Origin of the sequence: Stenotrophomonas sp. NPDC077420, from assembly GCF_044543385.1 — a bacterium.
In the GTDB taxonomy this organism is placed as follows: Bacteria; Pseudomonadota; Gammaproteobacteria; order Xanthomonadales; family Xanthomonadaceae; genus Stenotrophomonas.
In genome coordinates this window covers 124561-142551 of the sequence record NZ_JBITVZ010000007.1, presented here as the reverse complement: position 1 = coordinate 142551, position 17991 = coordinate 124561, and the positions used below count along the sequence as shown (strand labels likewise).

Genomic DNA, 17991 nt, shown 5'->3' with positions numbered 1-17991 from the left:
CCGTGCGTGCGTTGAGGTTTACTCCACCGCCAACCCATCCACCTTCTGCCAGCCGCGCGGCAGCAGGTGTCCGCGCGTGGCACGCGACCCGATATAGGTTTCCAGGTCCTTGTACGAGAGGTTCATGGTCCGCTGGCCACTGCGTACCAGCAGGGTGTTGCCCGGGCCGACCGCGACCACCGCCACCACGCGCTCGGTGGCAAGCTTGGCCTTGGGGATGTCGATGATCTTGTTGCCCTTGCCCTTGTCCAGTTCCGGCAGCTCGGTGGCCGGAATGGCCAGCAGGTTGCCCGAGCTGGTCACCGCCACGATGCGGTCGGCCGTGGGGTTGGCCACCACCGCCGGGGGCAGCACCCTGGAGCCGGAGGTCAGGTTGAGCATCGCCTTGCCGGCCTTGTTGCGCCCGGTCAGGTTCTCGAAGCGGGTCACGAAGCCGTAGCCGTGCGTGGACGCCAGCACGAAACGGGTGTCGTTCTCGCCGCTGGCCAGGGTCATGAAGGCGCTGCCCGGTGCCGGCGAGAAGCGGCCGGTGAGGGGTTCGCCGTTGCCGCGTGCCGAGGGCAGGGTGTGGATCAGCGTCGAGTAGGCACGGCCTTCGCTGTCCAGGAATGCCACCTGCTGGGTGCTGCGCGCGCGCACCGCGCCCAGCAGTGCATCGCCGTCGCGGTAGGACAGGGTGGACGGGTCCATGTCGTGGCCCTTGGCCGCGCGGATCCAACCCTTCTCCGAGAGCACCACGGTCATCGGCTCGCTCGGCACCAGTTCCGATTCGTCGATCGCCTGCGCGGCGCCACGCTGCACCAGCGGCGAGCGGCGCGCGTCGCCGAACTTCTTCGCATCGGCGGTGAGTTCGTCGCGGATCAGCTTCTTCAGCTTGGCCTTGCTGTCCAGGATCGACTGGATCCTGTCGCGCTCTTTGGCCAGCTCGTCCTGCTCGCCGCGGATCTTCATTTCTTCAAGGCGCGCCAGCTGCTTGAGCTTGGTTTCCAGGATGTAGTCGGCCTGGTCATCGCTCAGTCCGAAGCGCGCGATCAGCGCGGCCTTGGGCTCGTCTTCGGTGCGGATGATGTGGATCACTTCATCCAGGTTGAGGAAGGCGACCAGCAGGCCTTCCAACAGGTGCAGGCGACGCTCGACCCGTTCCAGGCGGTGGTTGAGGCGGCGGGTGACGGTGGCCTGGCGGAACTGCAGCCACTCGCTGAGCAGGGCCTTCAGGTTTTTCACCTGCGGCCGTCCGTCCAGCCCGATCACGTTCATGTTGACCCGGTAGCTGCGCTCCAGGTCGGTGGTGGCGAACAGGTGGCCCATCAGCTGCTCGGCATCGACCCGGTTCGAACGGGGAATCAGCACCACCCGCACCGGGTTGGCGTGGTCGGACTCGTCGCGGATGTCTTCCAGCCAGGGCAGCTTCTTGGCGCGCATCTGCGCGGCGATCTGCTCGATCACCTTCGACGGCGATACCTGGTACGGCAGCGCGGTGATCACGATATTGGTGCCTTCCTTGAGGAAGGTCGAGCGCGCCCGCACGCTGCCGTTGCCGGTGTCGTACAGGGTACGCAGGTCGGCAGCCGGGGTGATGATTTCGGCCGCGCTCGGGTAGTCCGGGCCCTTCACGTGCTCCAGCAGGGCATCCAGGCTGGCGTCCGGATCGTCCAGCAGATGCAGCAGGGCGCCGACGATTTCATTGAGGTTGTGCGGCGGCACGTCGGTGGCCATGCCCACGGCGATGCCGGTGGTGCCGTTCAACAGCAGATGGGGCAACCGCGCCGGCATCCAGGTCGGCTCTTCCAGGGTGCCGTCGAAGTTGGGGGTCCAGTCGGTGGTGCCCTGGTTGATCTCGCCCAGCAGCACTTCGGCGATGGGGGTCAGCTTGGATTCGGTATAACGCATCGCCGCGAACGACTTGGGGTCGTCGGTCGAACCGAAGTTGCCCTGGCCTTCGATCAGCGGGTAGCGGTAGGAGAAGGGCTGGGCCATCAGCACCAGCGCTTCGTAGCAGGCACTGTCGCCATGCGGGTGGTACTTGCCGATGACGTCGCCGACGGTACGTGCGGACTTCTTCGGCTTGGCGGCGGCATTGAGCCCGAGCTCGCTCATCGAATAGATGATGCGGCGCTGCACCGGCTTGAGGCCGTCGCCGATGAACGGCAGCGCACGGTCGAGCACCACGTACATCGAATAGTCCAGGTACGCCCGTTCGGCGTATTCGCGCAGGGGCAGCTGTTCAAAGCCGTGGAAAGCGGGGCGGGCAAGATCGGTCATGCGGGATTGTTACCTGTGGCAAGGGACGGCGACGGCTGTCGCCCTCGCAGGCGGTCGATTATCCGGATGCGGCCGGGGATGCCAAGCCGCGTGAAGGAATTGGTCGGGTAGGGGCAGTGTTCTGAATGGGGCAACACTGCATTTGCTTCCAGATCGAATATTTCCATTGAGAAATATATTTTCCGGAAGTAAAGTGCCACCCCATGATCTGCCCCGACCCCACCACCCCGCCCAGCCTGGGGCTGTTGCTGCGCCAGGTCCGCGATGGGCTCATGCGCCAGCTGGACGTGTCCATGGCCGAGGAAAACCTCGATATCGGCTTCACCCACTACCTGGGCCTGAAGGTGCTGTCGTTCCGCGCGCCGTGTACCGCCAACGAACTGGCCCAGGCGCTGGACCAGGTGCCCAGCGCCGTGACCCGGCTGCTGGACAAGCTGGAAGCACTGGGCTGCGTGCGCCGTGAGCCGCACGCGCTGGACCGGCGGGCGCTGCAGATCGTACTGACCGACCAGGGCCGCCAGCTGTGGGCCCGGCTGCAGCAGCGCGGCGATGCGGTGATGGACGACGCCATGCGCGACCTGTCCGCCGACGAGCGCGCCCTGCTGCTTTCCCTGTTGACCCGTGTTCGCGACTCCCTGACGACGCCATGACTTCCCAAACTCAACGTACCTCATTGCTGCGCCCGCTGCGGCCGGCGCTGTTGTCCGTGCTGGCGCTGGCCCTGGCCGCCTGTGCCAGCACCGGTGGCCTGCAGCCGCACGGCCGGCTGCTGGACGCCGACAGCCTGCAGACCCAGCGTACCCTGGCCGACCACGCCCTGAGCCCGTCGCAGTTCCCGGCCCGCGACTGGTGGCGGGCGCTGAACGACCCGCAGCTGGACGCGCTGATCGCCGAAGGGCTGGAGCGCAACCCGGGCCTGGACGCGGCCGACGCGCGGCTGCGCCAGGCCCGCGCCCAGATCGGTACCGCGCGCGCCGACCGCCTGCCCAGCGTGAACGCGTCGGGCGGCTACACCGGCGTACGGCTGCCTGAATCGATGGTGGGTGAGGAGCTGGGCGGCAGCTACGCCGGCAGCGGCCAGGCGTACCTTAGCGTGAGCTACGGCATCGACCTGTGGGGCGGCAAGCGCGCCGCCTGGGAAGCGGCGGTGGACAGCAGCCATGCGGCCGAAGTGGACGCGCAGGCTGCACGCCTGAACCTGTCGGCCGGCATCGCCGAGGCCTACGCCCAGCTGGGCTATGCCTGGCAGTTGCACGACGTGGCCAGCGAAGAGCTGGCCCGTTCGCAGAAGACGCTCACGTTGACCCGCCAGCGTCGCGCCGCCGGCATCGACAGCGACCTGCAGACCCGCCAGGCCGAAGCGCGCATTCCCGCCGCGCAGCAGCAGCTGCAGGCCGCGCAGCAGCAGATCGATGAAGCGCGCACCGCGCTGGCCGCGCTGGTCGGGCAGGGCCCGGATCGTGGCCTGCAGATCGACCGTCCGCAGCCGCTCAATCCGCTGGCGCTGCAGCTGCCGGGCGTACTGCCCAGCGAACTGCTGGGCCGTCGTCCGGACATCGTCGCCGCACGCTGGCGGGTGGAAGCAGCCGGCCGCGAAATCGACGCGGCCAGGGCGAAGTTCTATCCCAGCCTCAACCTCACCGCGCTTGGCGGGGTGGTGTCCAGTGAAGTGGACCAGCTGCTCAAGAGCGGCTCCACCTTCGCCTTCATCGGCCCGGCGCTGAGCCTGCCGATCTTCGACGGTGGCCGCCTGCGCGCCAACCTGGACAAGACCGACGCGCAGTACGACCTGGCCGTGGCCGACTACAACCAGTCGGTGGTCGACGCGCTGCGCGAGGTGGCCGACCAGGTCAACGCCGTGCGTTCGCTGGCCGACCAGGCCGCCTCGCAGGCGCAGGCCGTGGCCACCGCACGCGCCGCGCATGACCTGGCACAGCAGCGCTACACGGCCGGCATCGGCAGCTACCTGGACGTGCTCAGCGTGGAATCGCAGCTGCTGCAGTCGCAGCAGCAGCTGGCGGCGCTGCAGTCGCGGCAGATCCTTGTTTCGGTGCGGCTGAGCCAGGCACTGGGCGGTGGGTTCACCCCGTCCGGCGACAGCGCCACGCTCGCCACCGCCCCCGCTTCCACGCATTCCTGAGAGTCCTTCCATGAGCCAGACTTCCGCTCCCGCTGCCACGCCGGCAGCTCCGTCCCGTCGCGGCAAGCTGCTGCGCGGCCTGTTGGCCATCGTAGTGCTGCTGCTGGCTGCCGCGGCGCTGTGGTATTTCATGTTCGGCCGCTGGTTCGAAGAAACCGATGACGCCTATGTGCAGGGCAACCAGGTGCAGATCACCCCGCTGGTGACCGGTACCGTGGTGGCGATCAATGCCGATGACGGCATGCGCGTGGAGCGCGGCCAGCTGCTGGTGCAGCTGGACCCGGCCGACACCGAAGTGGCGTTGCAGCAGGCCCAGGCCAACCTGGCCAAGACCGTGCGCCAGACCCGCGGTCTGTACCGCAGCGTGGAAGGTGCGCAGGCCGAGTTGAACGCGCGCCAGGTCACCCTTAACCGGGTGCGCGAGGACTTCGCCCGCCGCAAGGGGCTGGCCTCCACCGGTGCGATCTCCGACGAAGAGCTGGCCCACGCGCGTACCGAACTGGCCGCTGCCGAAGCGGCCGTGGCCGGGTCGCGCGAAACCTTCGAGCGCAGCAATGCGCTGGTGGACGACACCGTGATCGCGACCCAGCCGGACGTGCAGGCGGCCGCCGCGCAGCTGCGCCAGGCCTACCTCAACAATGCCCGCGCGGGCATCGTGGCACCGGTCAGTGGTTACGTGGCCCGTCGCTCGGTGCAGGTGGGACAGCGCGTCCAGCCGGGTACCGCGCTGATGGCGGTGGTGCCGACCGAGCAGATGTGGGTGGAAGCGAACTTCAAGGAAACCCAGCTGCGTCACATGCGCCTGGGCCAGGAAGTGGAACTGCGCTCGGACCTGTACGGCGGTGAGCTGAAGTACAAGGGCCGCATCGACAGCCTGGGCCTGGGCACCGGTTCGGCGTTCTCGCTGCTGCCGGCGCAGAACGCCAGCGGCAACTGGATCAAGATCGTGCAGCGCGTGCCGGTGCGTATCGCCATCGATGCCAAGCAGCTGGCCGACAATCCGCTGCGCATCGGTCTGTCGATGAAGGCGGAAGTAAGCCTGCGCGACCAGAAGGGCACCGTGCTGCCGACGACGACGGCCAAGGGCCAGGTGTTCGACACCGATGTGTATGCCAAGCAGCTGCACAAGGCCGACGACGTGATCCACGAGATCATCCAGAGCAACCTGCCGCGCACGGCAAAGGCAAGCTGAGGCCACCATGTCCGCACAAGCTCCCGCCGCGCCCGGTCAGCCGGGCGCGCCGTCGGCGCCAGGTGCGACCGGCGCGTTCCGGCCGGCCAACGTGGCGTTGTGTACGGCCGGCCTGGCCATGGCGTCGTTCATGCAGGTGCTCGACACCACGATCGCCAATGTGTCGCTGCCCACCATCGCCGGCAACCTCGGTGCCAGTTCGCAGCAGGCGACCTGGGTCATCACCTCGTTCGCGGTCAGCACGGCGATCGCGCTGCCGCTGACCGGGTGGCTGAGCCGGCGTTTCGGCGAAACCAAGCTGTTCATCTGGGCGACGCTGTCGTTCGTGATCGCGTCGCTGCTGTGCGGGTTGGCCCAGAGCATGGGCATGCTGGTGGTGTCGCGCGCGCTGCAGGGTTTCGTGGCCGGGCCGATGTACCCGATCACGCAGTCGTTGCTGGTGTCGATCTACCCGCGGGAGAAACGCGGGCAGGCGCTGGCGCTGCTGGCGATGATCACGGTGGTGGCGCCGATCTGCGGTCCGATCCTCGGTGGTTGGATCACCGACAACTACAGTTGGGAGTGGATCTTCCTGATCAACGTGCCGCTGGGCATTTTCGCGGCGCTGGTGGTGGGCAGCCAGCTGAAGGGGCGGCCGGAGCAGATCGAAAAGCCGAAGATGGACTACGTGGGGCTGATCACGCTGGTGATCGGCGTGGGCGCGCTGCAGCTGGTGCTGGACCTGGGCAACGACGAGGACTGGTTCAGTTCGCCGACGATCGTGGTGCTGGCCTGTATTTCAGTGGTGGCGCTGGCGGTGTTCCTGATCTGGGAGCTCACCGACAAGGATCCGATCGTGGACCTGCGGCTGTTCCGGCATCGCAACTTCCGCGCGGGTACGCTGGCGATGGTGGTGGCCTATGCGGCATTCTTCAGCGTGTCGCTGCTGATCCCGCAGTGGTTGCAGCGTGACATGGGCTATACGGCGATCTGGGCGGGGCTGGCGACGGCGCCGATCGGGATCCTGCCGGTGATCATGACGCCGTTCGTGGGCAAGTATGCGTCGCGCTTCGACATGCGCTGGATCGCGTCGTTCGCGTTCGTGTTCCTGTCCTTCACCAGTTTCCTGCGTTCGGGCTTCAACCTGCAGGTGGACTTCGCGCACGTGGCGGGGGTGCAGCTGATCATGGGCATCGGCGTGGCATTGTTCTTCATGCCGGTGCTGCAGATCCTGCTGTCGGACCTGGACGGTCGCGAGATCGCGGCCGGTTCGGGCCTGGCCACGTTCCTGCGCACGTTGGGCGGCAGTTTCGCGGCGTCCCTGACCACATGGCTGTGGGCGCACCGCACGCAGGAGCACCACGCGCACCTGACCGAAAGCATTTCGGTGTACACGCCGGGCATGCAGGAAAAGGTGGCGGCGATGGGGCAGGGCGATCTGCAGCATGGTGCGGCGGCGTTGAACAACATCATCAACCACCAGGCGTCGCAGATGGGCTTCAACGACATCTTCTTCCTGCTGGGCTGGATCTTCCTGGCGATCATCGCCTTCCTGTGGCTGGCCAAGCCCCCGTTCGGCGCAGGCGCCGGCGCGGCCTCGGCGGGCGGCCACTGATGTCGGAGCGCTGCAAGGAACCCGCCGCAAGGCGGGTTTTTTGCGTTGGCTGATAGAGCCGGGCCCTGCCCGGCTGCGCTTGATTGCACGCGTTCGCTTTGCGCCGGGCTCTGCCCGGCTTCATGCATTTAGGCGAACAGCCCTGCGCTGCGCCTGTCACTGGTTTGGGCCGGCGGGTGTGGGTTTGCGGGACACGCCGTGAATCCATCCTTGGAGGCTTGTAGAAAACATCCATGTTTTCTACAGTCCCGCAAACCCACCCCCGCCGACCCTCCGATAGTTGGCTGCAGGCCAAGGGAAACGCGGAATGCCGACCGTCGGTCGGCATGGCGCCGGTAGGGTTGGTTCCCAAACAACCGCCGTGAACGTCTCAGCGTTCGGTTGCGCATGAATTTGATCGACATCGTCTGACGGCCCACGGCCGTCCCCGCGTTTCCCATGGCAACGACACACTGTCAAAAGGTGGGTCGGGGCGGGCCTGTGGGGGTGTGAGCGGCATGGATGCCGCGACCAAGCCTACACGGACGTATTCACGGCGTCCCCCACAAGCCCGCCCCGACCCGCCTAAGCCAGGGATCGCATCAGCCACAAGCTGTTTGCCCAAACGCATGAAGCCGGGCAACGCCCGGCGCCAGGCGAACAAATGCGACGCACGACAGTTAAATCAGCCACGCAGGGCGTGGCTCTACGTCGATGTGTGCAATCGGACAGGTAATCGTCCCTCGCGAGGGTGCGGACTACACACGCAAACCCCGGAAACGAAAAAACCCGCTTGCGCGGGTTTGATCATTTACTGAGTCGTGGTGCCCAGGAGAGGACTCGAACCTCCACGAAGTTGCCCCCGCTAGCACCTGAAGCTAGTGCGTCTACCAATTCCGCCACCTGGGCGACTCAGGAGGAGAATTCTGCGGGAGAAGCGTGAATGTGTCAACAGCATGTCGAAGAAAATTTCGATCCGGCGCGCCGTGCAGCGCCATCGTGAACGATCCGCCAGAAACGAAAAAACCCGCTTGCGCGGGTTTGATCATTTACCGAGTCATGGTGCCCAGGAGAGGACTCGAACCTCCACGAAGTTGCCCCCGCTAGCACCTGAAGCTAGTGCGTCTACCAATTCCGCCACCTGGGCGACTCAGGAGGCGAATTATGCGGAAGCCGTTTCAGGCTGTCAATGCATGCGGCGATGCCAATGTGCATACTCGCCACACGCCCACGGTCTGGACCTTCCATGGCACTCCCGATCCTGCATGCCCATCCGTTGTCATCCTGCTGCCAGAAAGTGGGCATCGCCGCGCGCGTGCTCGGTGTTGCCCTCGACGAGCAATTGTTGAACCTCGGCGACCCGGCGCAGCGCACCCTGCTCGATGGTCTGTCCCCGGCACGGAAGATGCCGGTGCTGGTCGACCAGGGCAGGGTGGTGGCCGAGACCAGCATCATCATCGAGTATCTGCAGCAGCATCTGGCCACGCACGGTGTACGCCTGATTCCGGAGAATGCCGACGCCGCGTTGGCCGTACGCTTCTGGGACCGGTTCTGCGACTTCTACGTGATGACCCCGATGCAGGCGCTGACCGCCGAGCTGCTGAAGCCCGAACGCGAACGCAGCGACGAGGCCGCCGAGGCCGCGCGATCATTGCTGTTGAAGAGCTACGCCGCGCTCGATGCCCAGGTGCGGGGACGGACGTGGCTGGACGACGAAGCGTTCAGCATGGCCGACTGTGCAGGCGCCCCCGCTTTGTTCTACGCCGTCGCCTACGTGCCGGTTCCCGGCACGGACGCAGACCTGCTGGCCTACGTCGAGCGCTTGATGGCACACCCCGCCGTGGCCGCCGTCGTGGATGCCGCGCGCCCCTGGTTCCAGTACTTCCCGGGCCGCGCAGGGCTGGCGCCGCGCTTCTACACGGCAGACGCCTGAAACGAAAAAACCCGCTTGCGCGGGTTTGATCATGTACCGAGTCGTGGTGCCCAGGAGAGGACTCGAACCTCCACGAAGTTGCCCCCGCTAGCACCTGAAGCTAGTGCGTCTACCAATTCCGCCACCTGGGCGACTCAGGGAGCGAATTCTGGGCATGTCCGCGGGGGTTGTCAACGGTTTTGTGAAATATCTTCACAATCCTGCATGGGCGGCGGCAATGACCCATTCTGCACACCGCCACGCGGTACCATGGGGGTCGATGAAAACAAAGAAACCGACCCGGGGCGCGAAAGCCCCCAAGTCTCCGGCGCCCAAGCAGGCTGCCGGTCCGTCGGGCAAGCCCCGCGCTGCTGCTGCCAAGTCCGGCAAGAAGCTGCCGCCCTGGATGCCCGAGTCCATGAACACCCCCGCGCCGCCCCGAGGCGGCAAGCGCAGCGGCCCGCAGCAGGGCGCGCCCGTTCCGACCCGCCGCAACCCCCACCCGCTGCCGCCCGGCAGCCCGGTTGAAGACCCGTATGCGGCCCGCGAAGCTGAACGCTACGCCCAGCCCATTGCCAGCCGCGAAGCCATCCTGCAGCTGCTCGACCGCTGCGATGGCCCGCAGACCGCCGAGGAAATCGGCGCCCAGCTGGGCCTGACCGAGCCCGACCGTGCCGATGCGCTCGGCAAGCGTCTCGGCGCCATGGTGCGCGACGGCCAGCTGGTCCAGAACCGCCGTGGCGGCTTCGCGCCGGTCCAGGCCACCAACCTGATCACCGGCGTGGTGATCGCCAACCCGGAAGGGTTTGGCTTCCTGCGCCCGGTCGACGGGGGCGGCGACGACCTGTTCCTGCCGCCCTATGAAATGCGCAAGGTCATGCATGGCGACCGCGTGCTCGCCAACGTCACCGGCATCGACCGCCGCGGCCGCCGCGAAGGCAGCATCGCGCGCGTGCTCGAGCGCGGCATGAGCCGCATGATCGGCCGCTTCAGCGTCGAGTTCGGCATCAATTACGTGGTGCCTGACGACAAGCGGATCCAACGCAACGTGCAGATCCCGCCCGACCAGACCGGCGACGCCCGTGACGGCCAGCTGGTGGTGTGCGAGCTGACCCAGGCCCCGGATACCCGGCGCCCGCCGATAGGTCGCATCATCGCCGTGCTCGGCGACAAGCTCACCGCCTCGCTGATCGTGGAAACCGCGATCCACGGCCACGAGCTGCCGTTCGAGTTCCCGCAGGCCGTGCTGGACGAAGCTGCTGCGGTCCCCATGCAGGTAGAACCGGGCATGATCGGCGACCGCGTCGATCTGCGCAGCACCCCGCTGGTGACCATCGACGGGGAAGACGCCAAGGACTTCGACGACGCGGTGTACTGCGAACCCAACGCCGACGGCTTCCGCCTGGTGGTGGCCATCGCCGACGTCTCCAACTATGTCCGCCCCGGCACGCCGCTGGACGATGAGGCCCAGAAGCGCGCCACCTCGGTGTATTTCCCTGGCTTCGTAGTGCCGATGCTGCCGGAAACCCTGTCCAACGGCATCTGCTCGCTGATGCCCAAGGTCGACCGCATGTGCTTCGTCTGCGACATGCAGGTCGGGCGCGACGGTGAGGTCATGCACTCGCGCTTCTACGAAGCGGTGATGAACTCGCATGCCCGCCTGACCTACACCCAGGTCTGGCAGGCGGTGGGCGAAAACGATCCGGCCGTGCGTGCGCAGATTGCCGCGGTGCTGCCGCAGGTCGAGCGCCTGCACCAGCTGTACAAGGTGCTGGCCAAGGCGCGTACCCGCCGCGGCGCGATCGAATTCGAATCCTCCGAAGTGCGCTTCGTCCTGGACAACACCGGTGAGGTGACCCAGGCCGGCATGCTGGTGCGCAACGACGCACACAAGCTGATCGAGGAATGCATGATCGCGGCCAACGTGCAGGCCGCCCGCTACCTGCTGTACAAGCACATGCCGGCCCCGTTCCGTGACCATGCCAAGCCACCGGAGGCCAAGTTCGACGACCTGCTGGAGTTCCTCAAGGAATTCAAGCTGAGCCTGCCGCCGTGGTCGAAGGTACAGCCGGGCGACTACACCAAGCTGCTCAAGAAGGTGCGCGAGCGTCCCGACGCCGCGCTGCTGGAGTCGGTGCTGCTGCGCAGCCAGAGCCTGGCGGTGTATTCGCCGGACAACCAGGGCCACTTCGGGCTGGCGCTGGATGCGTATGCCCACTTCACTTCGCCGATCCGCCGTTACCCGGACCTGCTGGTGCACCGTGCGATCAAGCATGCGCTGAGCGGCAAGCCGCTGGAGAAGTTCACCTATACCCAGCGCGAAATGGCCGCGCTGGCCCTGCAGTGTTCCGAACGCGAGCGCCGTGCCGACGAGGCCGAGCGCGAAGTGGACGAGCGTTATCGCGCGGCGTGGATGGAGAAGCACGTAGGCGGTCAGTTCGATGGCGTGATCAGCGGCGTGACCAGCTTCGGCCTGTTCGTGGAGCTGGACGAATCGAAGGTCAACGGCCTGGTCCACGTGACCCAGCTGCCGCACGACTACTACCAGTTCGACGCCACCCGCAAGACGCTGAGTGGCGAACGCCGGGGCAAGAGCTATCGCCTGGGTGACCGGGTGCGCATCCTGGTGCTCAAGGCCAGCATGGAGGAGCGCAAGATCGACTTCCGGCTGGTCGAAGAAAAGGACGACGAAGAACCGGCGTTCCCGCCGCGCGGGCAGCCGGCCAAGCGGCAGAAACAGAAGTATTGAGGCAGCGCCAGGATGCCGACCAACGGTCGGCATCTACCCTGGCTTCCAACCGGTAGGTACCGACCGTTGGTCGGTACGCCACGCGAGGACCGACCCATGAACCCCGTTCCCGAATTCTCCGGCGGCTGCCAGTGCGGCGCGATCCGCTTCCATGTCCGCGGGGCCCTGCCGGACATCTCCATCTGCCACTGCCGGATGTGCCAGAAGGCCTTTGGCGCCTACTACGCACCGCTGGTGTCTGTGCGTGGCGCGGACTTCCAGTGGACCCGCGGTGAGCCGCGCCGGTTCCAATCCTCGAATCATTTCCGACGCGGCTTCTGCGCCGACTGTGGCACCCCGTTGACCTACGAGGGCGAGGACGGCATGGCGGTGGCGGCCGGCGCCTTCGACCAGCCTGAACGGCTGCCGCCCACTGTCCAGTACGGCACCGAGTCCAAGCTGTCGTTCGTCGACCAGCTGGGCGCGCTGGCGGTGATCCTGCAGGAGGACGACCCCGACGCCGAACGCCTGCGCAGCCTGGTGTCGCACCAGCACCCTGATCGCGATACCGAGCGCTGGCCCCCCCGGTAGAGCCGGGCTCTGCCCGGCTGCCCCACCCCGCGGGCAGTCGCGCCGCCGATGCTCTACCATTACCACCCCCTGTACCGGTCCCGCCCCGCAATGAGCAAGCAAAGCCAGTGGATCGTCGGCGTCAACGCCGTCGCCTCCTCCATCGAAAACGATGCCGAGAACGTCCGCGAAGTGCTCATCGAGGCCAGCGCGAAGAACCCGCGGCTGACCGAAATCGAAGAAAACGCACGGCGCAAGGGCATCGACGTCCGCAAGGTCAACACCCAGGCGCTGGACGGGGTGGGCGGGTCGGTGCGCCACCAGGGCGTCGCTGCGCGGTACCAGGCAGCCCGCACCTACGGTGAGAACGAGCTGCAGGGGCTGGTCGAAGCGGCCGAGGGCAAGGCCCTGCTGCTGATCCTCGACGAGGTCCAGGACCCGCACAACCTGGGCGCCTGCCTGCGCAGCGCGGCGGCGGCCGGTGCGACCGCGGTGATCATTCCCAAGGACAAGTCGGCCACGGTGAACGCCACCGTGCGCAAGACTTCGGCCGGCGCCGCCGACCGCATTCCGGTGGTGGCGGTGACCAACCTGTCGCGCTGCCTGAAGGACCTGCAGAAGCAGGGCGTGTGGATCTACGGCCTGGCTGGCGAAGCCACCGCCTCGCTGTATGCCATCGACCTGAAGGGCAACGTGGCGCTGGTGCTGGGCGGCGAGGCCGACGGCATGCGCCGCCTGACCCGCGAGAACTGCGACGGCCTGGTCAAGATACCGATGCCGGGCGACATCGAGAGCCTGAATGTCTCGGTGGCTGCGGGCGTCGCCCTGTTCGAGGCGGTCCGCCAGCGCGGCTGATCGGCTGCCTTCGGTTGGGGCTGCGTGGGACACGCCCTGCGTGTCCCACGCGATCTCACCCCGCGCTGCCCCCCAACGCCTTGAACAGCGTCACATCGTTCACCAGCTGCTTCTGCTTCACCGACGCCAGCGACAGCTCCGCATCACGCCGGGTCTGCTGCGCTTCCAGCCAGGTGCGCAGGTCGGTCGCGCCGACCCGGTAACGCACTTCGTACATGCGCTCGATCTGCACCGCTTCGTCATACGACGCCTGCGACGCCGCCACCTGGGTGGCCAACTGGGTGCGTGCCGACAAGGCGTTGTCCACCTCCGACAGCGCCGTGTACAGCGTGCGCCGGAACGTGTTCGCCGCGATCTGATAGTCGGTGCCAGCGATCTGCGTATCCAGCTGGGCCTGGCGGATGTTGAGGAACGGCAGCGACAGTCCTGCGCCCAGCGACGCCACCGGGTTCTTCAACACGTCGGACAACGTGGTCGCGCCGCTGCTCACGCCGCCGGTGAGGCTCAGCGCCGGGTAGTAGCTCGTCGCGGTCACCTTGATGCCGGTCAGGCTGTTGCGCAGTCGCAGTTCGGCCGCGCGCAGGTCCGGGCGGCGCCCCAGCAGCTCGGCCGGCAGGCCTTCGGCAATCACCGGGGTGGCGGCGATGTCCAGCACCTGCGGCTCGTCGGCCTGCGGCCACGGTTGCCCGTCCAGCAACACGGTCAGCGCATTGCGGCTGGCCACCCGCTGTTGTTCGAGCGCGCTTTGCGCCGCCCGCTGCGCCTCCAGCGACTGCGTGGCCTGGCGTACTTCCAGCCGCGACACAGCGCCGGCGTCGAAGCGTGCCTGGACCAGTTCCAGCGTGCGCTGCAGGCGTTCCAGGTTGGCCTGGCCGGCGCTGATCGACTGGTTGAGGTAGGCCAGCGTCCAGTACTGCGTGGCTACGTCGCCGATCACCAGCAGCGCGGTGTTCTGCAGGTCTTCCTCGCTGGCCTGGGCTTCCCACTGCGCGATGTCGCGCTGCGCGCGCAGCCGGCCCCACAGGTCGATCTCCCACTGCAGCGACACCCCGGCGGAACTGCTGCGGTTCCAGTCGGCACCCTGGTCGATGGGACGGTTGCCGCTGCTGCCGACGCTGCCCGACGGCTGCGGCCACAGCGCGTTGTCGCTCAGCCCGGCCTGCAGGCGGGCACGCTGCACCGCCAGTCCGGCCGAGGCCAGGTCGGTGTTGGCCTGCAGGGCGCGTGCGATCACCCGGTCCAGCCGCGGATCGCCGAAGCCGGTCCACCAGGCATCGTCGCGTACGTCGGTGCGCGGCGCGGTGGGCGCAGTGGACGCCACGGTGGGTGCATTGTGCTGCGCGTCGCCGCGGCCGTAGACGGCCGGCACGCTGGGCGGGTCGACCTGGTACTGGCCGGTGCTCACGCAGGCCGACAGCAGCAGGGCAGTCGCGCAGGCCAATGCCAGCGGCCGCAGCGGGGCAAACGCATTGAAACGAGAGGGTGTGTTCATTCGCGCGCCAGCGCCTCCACGGGGTCGAGTTGGGCCGCATTGCGTGCGGGAAGGAAGCCGAACGCCACGCCGATCAGGCTGGAACAGGCGAACGCGGCGACGATCGAGGCGGTCGAGAACAGCATCTTGAAATCAGGGGCGAAGGTGTCGAACACCCAGCCCACCCCCAGCGACAGGCCCACGCCCAGCAGCCCGCCGAGCAGGCACACCAGCACCGCTTCGATCAGGAACTGCTGGCGGATGTCGCTTTGCCGCGCGCCCACCGCCATGCGCACGCCGATCTCGCGGGTGCGTTCGGTGACCGACACCAGCATGATGTTCATCACCCCGATGCCGCCCACCAGCAGCGCGATGGCCGCGATCGCACTGATCAGCAGCGTCATCGTGCGCGTGGTCTGCTCGATGGTGTCGCGGATCTCGGCGCTGTTGCTGAGGAAGAAGTCCTCGGTGCCATGGCGCATGACCAGCAGCCTGGAAATGGCGGCCTGCGCCGCATCCATCGGGGTGGCATCGTCCACCCGCACGGTGATGCTGGAGACATGGCTCTGGCCAAGCATGCGCGACATCACCGTGGTGTAGGGCACCCAGATCGACAGGCTGGTGCTGCTGCCAAAGCCCATGCTCTGGCGCTGCGCCACGCCGATCACGCGCACCGGCACGTTGCCCAGCAGGATCACCTGGCCGACCGGGTCGGCGCCGTTGGGGAAGAACTGGCTGCGGGTGTTCTCATCGATCACCGCCACCTGCGCCAGTCCTTTCACCGCATCGGCATCGAAGAAACTGCCCGCGCTCAGGGTCACGCCCTTGACCCGGAAGAACTGCTCACCCACGCCGCTGACCTGCGCGGTGGCCGACTGGTTGCGGTAGCGCGCGGTCACTGACGAGGACACGCTGGGGGTGACGCTGTCGATGTAGCTCTGCCGCGACAGCGCATCGGCATCGCTGGCCTTCAGCGTCTGCACGCGTGCCGAGCGCATGTCGCCGAAGCCGCGCCCGGGGTAGACGTCGATGGTGTTGGTGCCCAGCGCACTGATGTTCTGCAGGATCTGCTGCTGCGAGCCATTGCCCATCGCCACCACCGATACCACCGAGGCGATGCCGATGATGATGCCGAGCATGGTCAGGAAGGTACGCAGGCGGTGCGCGTTCATCGCCAGCAGTGCCATCCGGAACGCTTCGGTGAAGCGGTCGCGCGCGGCGCGCCAGCTGTGGCCCTTGGTGGCGGCCACGGTCGGCGTGCGCTGCGCACGGTAGCTGGGCGCCTTGGGATTGACGCGGTCGGCGATGATCTCGCCGTCGCGGATCTCGATGATGCGCTGGGCGTGCTCGGCCACCGACATGTCGTGGGTGACGATGATGATGGTGTGGCCTTCGGCATGCAGCTCGCCCAGGATGCCCATCACCTCCTCACCGGATCTGGTGTCCAGCGCGCCGGTGGGCTCGTCGGCCAGGATCACCTCGCCACCGTTCATCAGCGCCCGCGCGATCGACACGCGCTGCTGCTGGCCACCGGACAGCTGGCCCGGCTTGTGCCGCATGCGGTCGCCCAGGCCCAGCCGCTGCAGCAGCTGTTCGGCGCGCGCGCTGCGCACCGGCGCCGGGCTGCCGGCATACACCGACGGCACTTCCACGTTGCCGCGCGCGTCGAGGTCGCCGAGCAGGTGGTAGCGCTGGAAGATGAAGCCGAAATGCTCGCGGCGCAGTTCGGCCAGTTCGTCCGGCAGCATGCTGCCGGTCTCACGGCCGGTCACCTGGTAGCTGCCGCGGGTGGGGCGGTCCAGGCAGCCGAGGATGTTCATCAGCGTCGACTTGCCCGAGCCGGACTGGCCGACGATGGCCACCATCTCGCCGGCGGCGATGTCCAGGTTGACGTCGCGCAGTACCGCGATGGTCTCGTCGCCCGCCGGGAATTCGCGGCGCAGGTCGCGCAGCCGCAGCAGCGGCGCGCCCGTGGGAGCGGTCTTCATCGACGCGGCCCCATGCCCGGGCCACCCATGCGCATCTGCGCGCCACCGCGGTTGCCGCTGCCGGACGCGGCCGGGGTGGCGCTGCCTTCGCCGACCACGACCTTCTCGCCTTCCTTCAGCCCCGACAGCACTTCAGCGCTGGAGCCGGTGTTGATGCCGATCCGGACCTTGCGCGGCTGCGGCATGCCGTCGGCATCGGCCACGCGCACCACGTACTGGCCGTCACGCGTCTTCGGGCCCAGCGCCACCGACGGAATGGTCAGCACGCCCTTGGCCTGCTTGAGCAGCACCGAGACCTGCGCGGTCATGTCGATGCGCAGCGTGCCGTCCGGGTTCTCCACGTCGAACAGGGCGTTGTAGTACACGGCGGTGCTGGCGCTCGAGCTGGACGAGCTGGAGCTGCTGGAACTGTCGCTGGCGATCGACGAGGGCGCCGGATTGATCTGGCGCAGCGTGGCGTGGTACTTGCGGTCGGGATCGCCCAGCGTGGTGAAGTACACCGGCATGCCGGCCTTGATCTTGACCACGTCCGCTTCGGACACCTCGGCATTGACCGTCACCAGGTCCAGCCGCGCCAGCATGACGATGGTCGGCGCGGTCTGGTTGGCGTTCACGGTGCGACCTTCCTCGGCCACCACGGCGACCACGGTGCCGTCCATCGGCGCGGTGATGCGGGTGTAGGCCAGGTTCGCGTTGGCCGTGCCCAGCTCGGTCTGGCGGCCCTGGATCTGCGCGTCATAGGCCTTGACCTGGGCGCGGGCGGTCTTCAACGCGGCCTCGGCGGTATCGAATTCCGCACGCGAGGTAGCCTCGGCGGCCAGCATTTCCTGCTGCCGGGCGAATTCCAGCTCGGCCTGGCGCAGGCTGGCCTGCTGCACCGCGCGCTGGGCAATCACCTGGTCCAGCGATGCCTGTGCATTGAGCACCGCATTGCGCTGGGTGGTGGCGTCGATCTCGGCGATCAGGTCGCCCTGCCTGACGGTGTCGCCCAGCTGCACCTTCAGCGACTTGATCTGGCCCGAGGCCTGCGCACCCACGCTGACCAGCTTGTAGGCATCGATCACGCCGGTGGCTTCCACCGTCTGTTCCAGGTCGCCGCGGGTCACCGGGCTGGTGGCCAGGGTCGGTGCGCTGGGCGTGCGCAGGGTCCATGCGACAATGGCGGCGACCACGACGAGGGCGGTGATCGACAGCAGCACGCGGCCGCGGCGGGTGGTGGGCAGGCGGGGCTTCACGATGATCGTCAACTCGACAGGCCGGCGTGCGGCGTTGTCAGCATTGTGAAGAGCGGGGCAGGGGG

General features: G+C 67.4%; 12 protein-coding genes and 3 tRNA genes. 8 read left to right on the top strand and 7 right to left on the bottom strand.

Going from position 1 to position 17991, the window contains the following annotated elements; genetic code table 11:
* Nucleotides 1–18 precede the first annotated feature (18 nt).
* The gene (gene parC / locus ACIGII_RS09380) at nucleotides 19–2262 is read right to left on the bottom strand and encodes a DNA topoisomerase IV subunit A (protein ID WP_399637005.1); all 2244 of its coding nucleotides are present in this window, start codon (nucleotides 2260–2262) and stop codon (nucleotides 19–21) included.
* Between the two features lie 203 nt (nucleotides 2263–2465).
* On the opposite strand from parC, the gene ACIGII_RS09375 reads away from it, so the two are divergent.
* From ACIGII_RS09375 to ACIGII_RS09360, 4 genes are read left to right on the top strand one after another with little or no spacing between them, the layout of a single operon-like run.
* Complete coding sequence (locus ACIGII_RS09375; protein ID WP_399637003.1) at nucleotides 2466–2912, top strand: MarR family winged helix-turn-helix transcriptional regulator; 447 nt, start codon at nucleotides 2466–2468, stop codon at nucleotides 2910–2912.
* Between the two features lie 23 nt (nucleotides 2913–2935).
* Entirely contained in the window at nucleotides 2936–4402 is a 1467-nt protein-coding gene (locus ACIGII_RS09370; RefSeq protein WP_399637115.1) for an efflux transporter outer membrane subunit, read from the top strand.
* Between the two features lie 10 nt (nucleotides 4403–4412).
* The gene (gene emrA, locus ACIGII_RS09365; RefSeq protein WP_399657502.1) at nucleotides 4413–5594 is read left to right on the top strand and encodes a multidrug efflux MFS transporter periplasmic adaptor subunit EmrA; all 1182 of its coding nucleotides are present in this window, start codon (nucleotides 4413–4415) and stop codon (nucleotides 5592–5594) included.
* Between the two features lie 7 nt (nucleotides 5595–5601).
* A complete protein-coding gene (locus tag ACIGII_RS09360) occupies nucleotides 5602–7188 on the top strand; it encodes a DHA2 family efflux MFS transporter permease subunit (protein WP_399636999.1) in 1587 nt (528 codons plus the stop codon).
* Nucleotides 7189–7989: 801 nt separating this feature from the next.
* Here the strand turns inward: ACIGII_RS09360 and ACIGII_RS09355 are convergent.
* Nucleotides 7990–8076: transfer RNA gene (locus tag ACIGII_RS09355), tRNA-Leu, on the bottom strand.
* A 151-nt stretch (nucleotides 8077–8227) separates the two neighbouring features.
* A tRNA-Leu gene (locus tag ACIGII_RS09350) sits at nucleotides 8228–8314 on the bottom strand.
* Between the two features lie 99 nt (nucleotides 8315–8413).
* Between ACIGII_RS09350 and ACIGII_RS09345 the strand changes: the two genes are divergently transcribed.
* The gene (locus tag ACIGII_RS09345) at nucleotides 8414–9100 is read left to right on the top strand and encodes a glutathione S-transferase family protein (protein WP_399636996.1); all 687 of its coding nucleotides are present in this window, start codon (nucleotides 8414–8416) and stop codon (nucleotides 9098–9100) included.
* 44 nt (nucleotides 9101–9144) lie between these two features.
* On the opposite strand, the gene ACIGII_RS09340 is transcribed toward ACIGII_RS09345, so the two are convergent.
* Nucleotides 9145–9231 (bottom strand) — tRNA-Leu (locus ACIGII_RS09340).
* Nucleotides 9232–9497: 266 nt separating this feature from the next.
* On the opposite strand from ACIGII_RS09340, the gene rnr reads away from it, so the two are divergent.
* The 3 genes from rnr to rlmB all read left to right on the top strand — a co-directional run bounded on the left by rnr (nucleotide 9498) and on the right by rlmB (nucleotide 13232).
* Nucleotides 9498–11828, top strand: coding sequence for a ribonuclease R (rnr, locus tag ACIGII_RS09335; protein WP_399636995.1), 2331 nt, complete (start codon nucleotides 9498–9500; stop codon nucleotides 11826–11828).
* A gap of 96 nt (nucleotides 11829–11924) precedes the next feature.
* Entirely contained in the window at nucleotides 11925–12398 is a 474-nt protein-coding gene (locus ACIGII_RS09330) for a GFA family protein (protein ID WP_399636992.1), read from the top strand.
* 90 nt (nucleotides 12399–12488) lie between these two features.
* Nucleotides 12489–13232, top strand: a complete 744-nt coding sequence (gene rlmB / locus ACIGII_RS09325) for a 23S rRNA (guanosine(2251)-2'-O)-methyltransferase RlmB (protein ID WP_399636990.1) — start codon at nucleotides 12489–12491, stop codon at nucleotides 13230–13232.
* Between the two features lie 55 nt (nucleotides 13233–13287).
* On the opposite strand, the gene ACIGII_RS09320 is transcribed toward rlmB, so the two are convergent.
* From ACIGII_RS09320 to ACIGII_RS09310, 3 genes are read right to left on the bottom strand one after another with little or no spacing between them, the layout of a single operon-like run.
* Nucleotides 13288–14724, bottom strand: coding sequence for a TolC family protein (locus tag ACIGII_RS09320; RefSeq protein WP_399636989.1), 1437 nt, complete (start codon nucleotides 14722–14724; stop codon nucleotides 13288–13290).
* Nucleotides 14721–16691, bottom strand: a complete 1971-nt coding sequence (locus tag ACIGII_RS09315) for a MacB family efflux pump subunit (protein ID WP_399636988.1) — start codon at nucleotides 16689–16691, stop codon at nucleotides 14721–14723. The genes ACIGII_RS09320 and ACIGII_RS09315 overlap by 4 nt, the downstream gene beginning before the upstream one ends.
* Nucleotides 16688–17926, bottom strand: a complete 1239-nt coding sequence (locus ACIGII_RS09310) for an efflux RND transporter periplasmic adaptor subunit (protein WP_399636985.1) — start codon at nucleotides 17924–17926, stop codon at nucleotides 16688–16690. Before ACIGII_RS09310 ends, ACIGII_RS09315 begins: the two co-directional genes overlap by 4 nt.
* Nucleotides 17927–17991 lie beyond the last annotated feature (65 nt).

Excerpts from the sequence above, each read along its gene's own strand:
- ACIGII_RS09330 (WP_399636992.1), top strand. The coding sequence starts at position 11,925 with ATGAACCCCGTTCCCGAATTCTCCGGCGGCTGCCAGTGCGGCGCGATC.
- emrA (WP_399657502.1), top strand. The coding sequence starts at position 4,413 with ATGAGCCAGACTTCCGCTCCCGCTGCCACGCCGGCAGCTCCGTCCCGT.
- ACIGII_RS09320 (WP_399636989.1), bottom strand. The coding sequence starts at position 14,724 with ATGAACACACCCTCTCGTTTCAATGCGTTTGCCCCGCTGCGGCCGCTG.
- ACIGII_RS09315 (WP_399636988.1), bottom strand. The coding sequence starts at position 16,691 with ATGAAGACCGCTCCCACGGGCGCGCCGCTGCTGCGGCTGCGCGACCTG.
- ACIGII_RS09345 (WP_399636996.1), top strand. The coding sequence starts at position 8,414 with ATGGCACTCCCGATCCTGCATGCCCATCCGTTGTCATCCTGCTGCCAG.
- ACIGII_RS09360 (WP_399636999.1), top strand. The coding sequence starts at position 5,602 with ATGTCCGCACAAGCTCCCGCCGCGCCCGGTCAGCCGGGCGCGCCGTCG.
- ACIGII_RS09375 (WP_399637003.1), top strand. The coding sequence starts at position 2,466 with ATGATCTGCCCCGACCCCACCACCCCGCCCAGCCTGGGGCTGTTGCTG.
- rnr (WP_399636995.1), top strand. The coding sequence starts at position 9,498 with ATGAACACCCCCGCGCCGCCCCGAGGCGGCAAGCGCAGCGGCCCGCAG.
- parC (WP_399637005.1), bottom strand. The coding sequence starts at position 2,262 with ATGACCGATCTTGCCCGCCCCGCTTTCCACGGCTTTGAACAGCTGCCC.
- rlmB (WP_399636990.1), top strand. The coding sequence starts at position 12,489 with ATGAGCAAGCAAAGCCAGTGGATCGTCGGCGTCAACGCCGTCGCCTCC.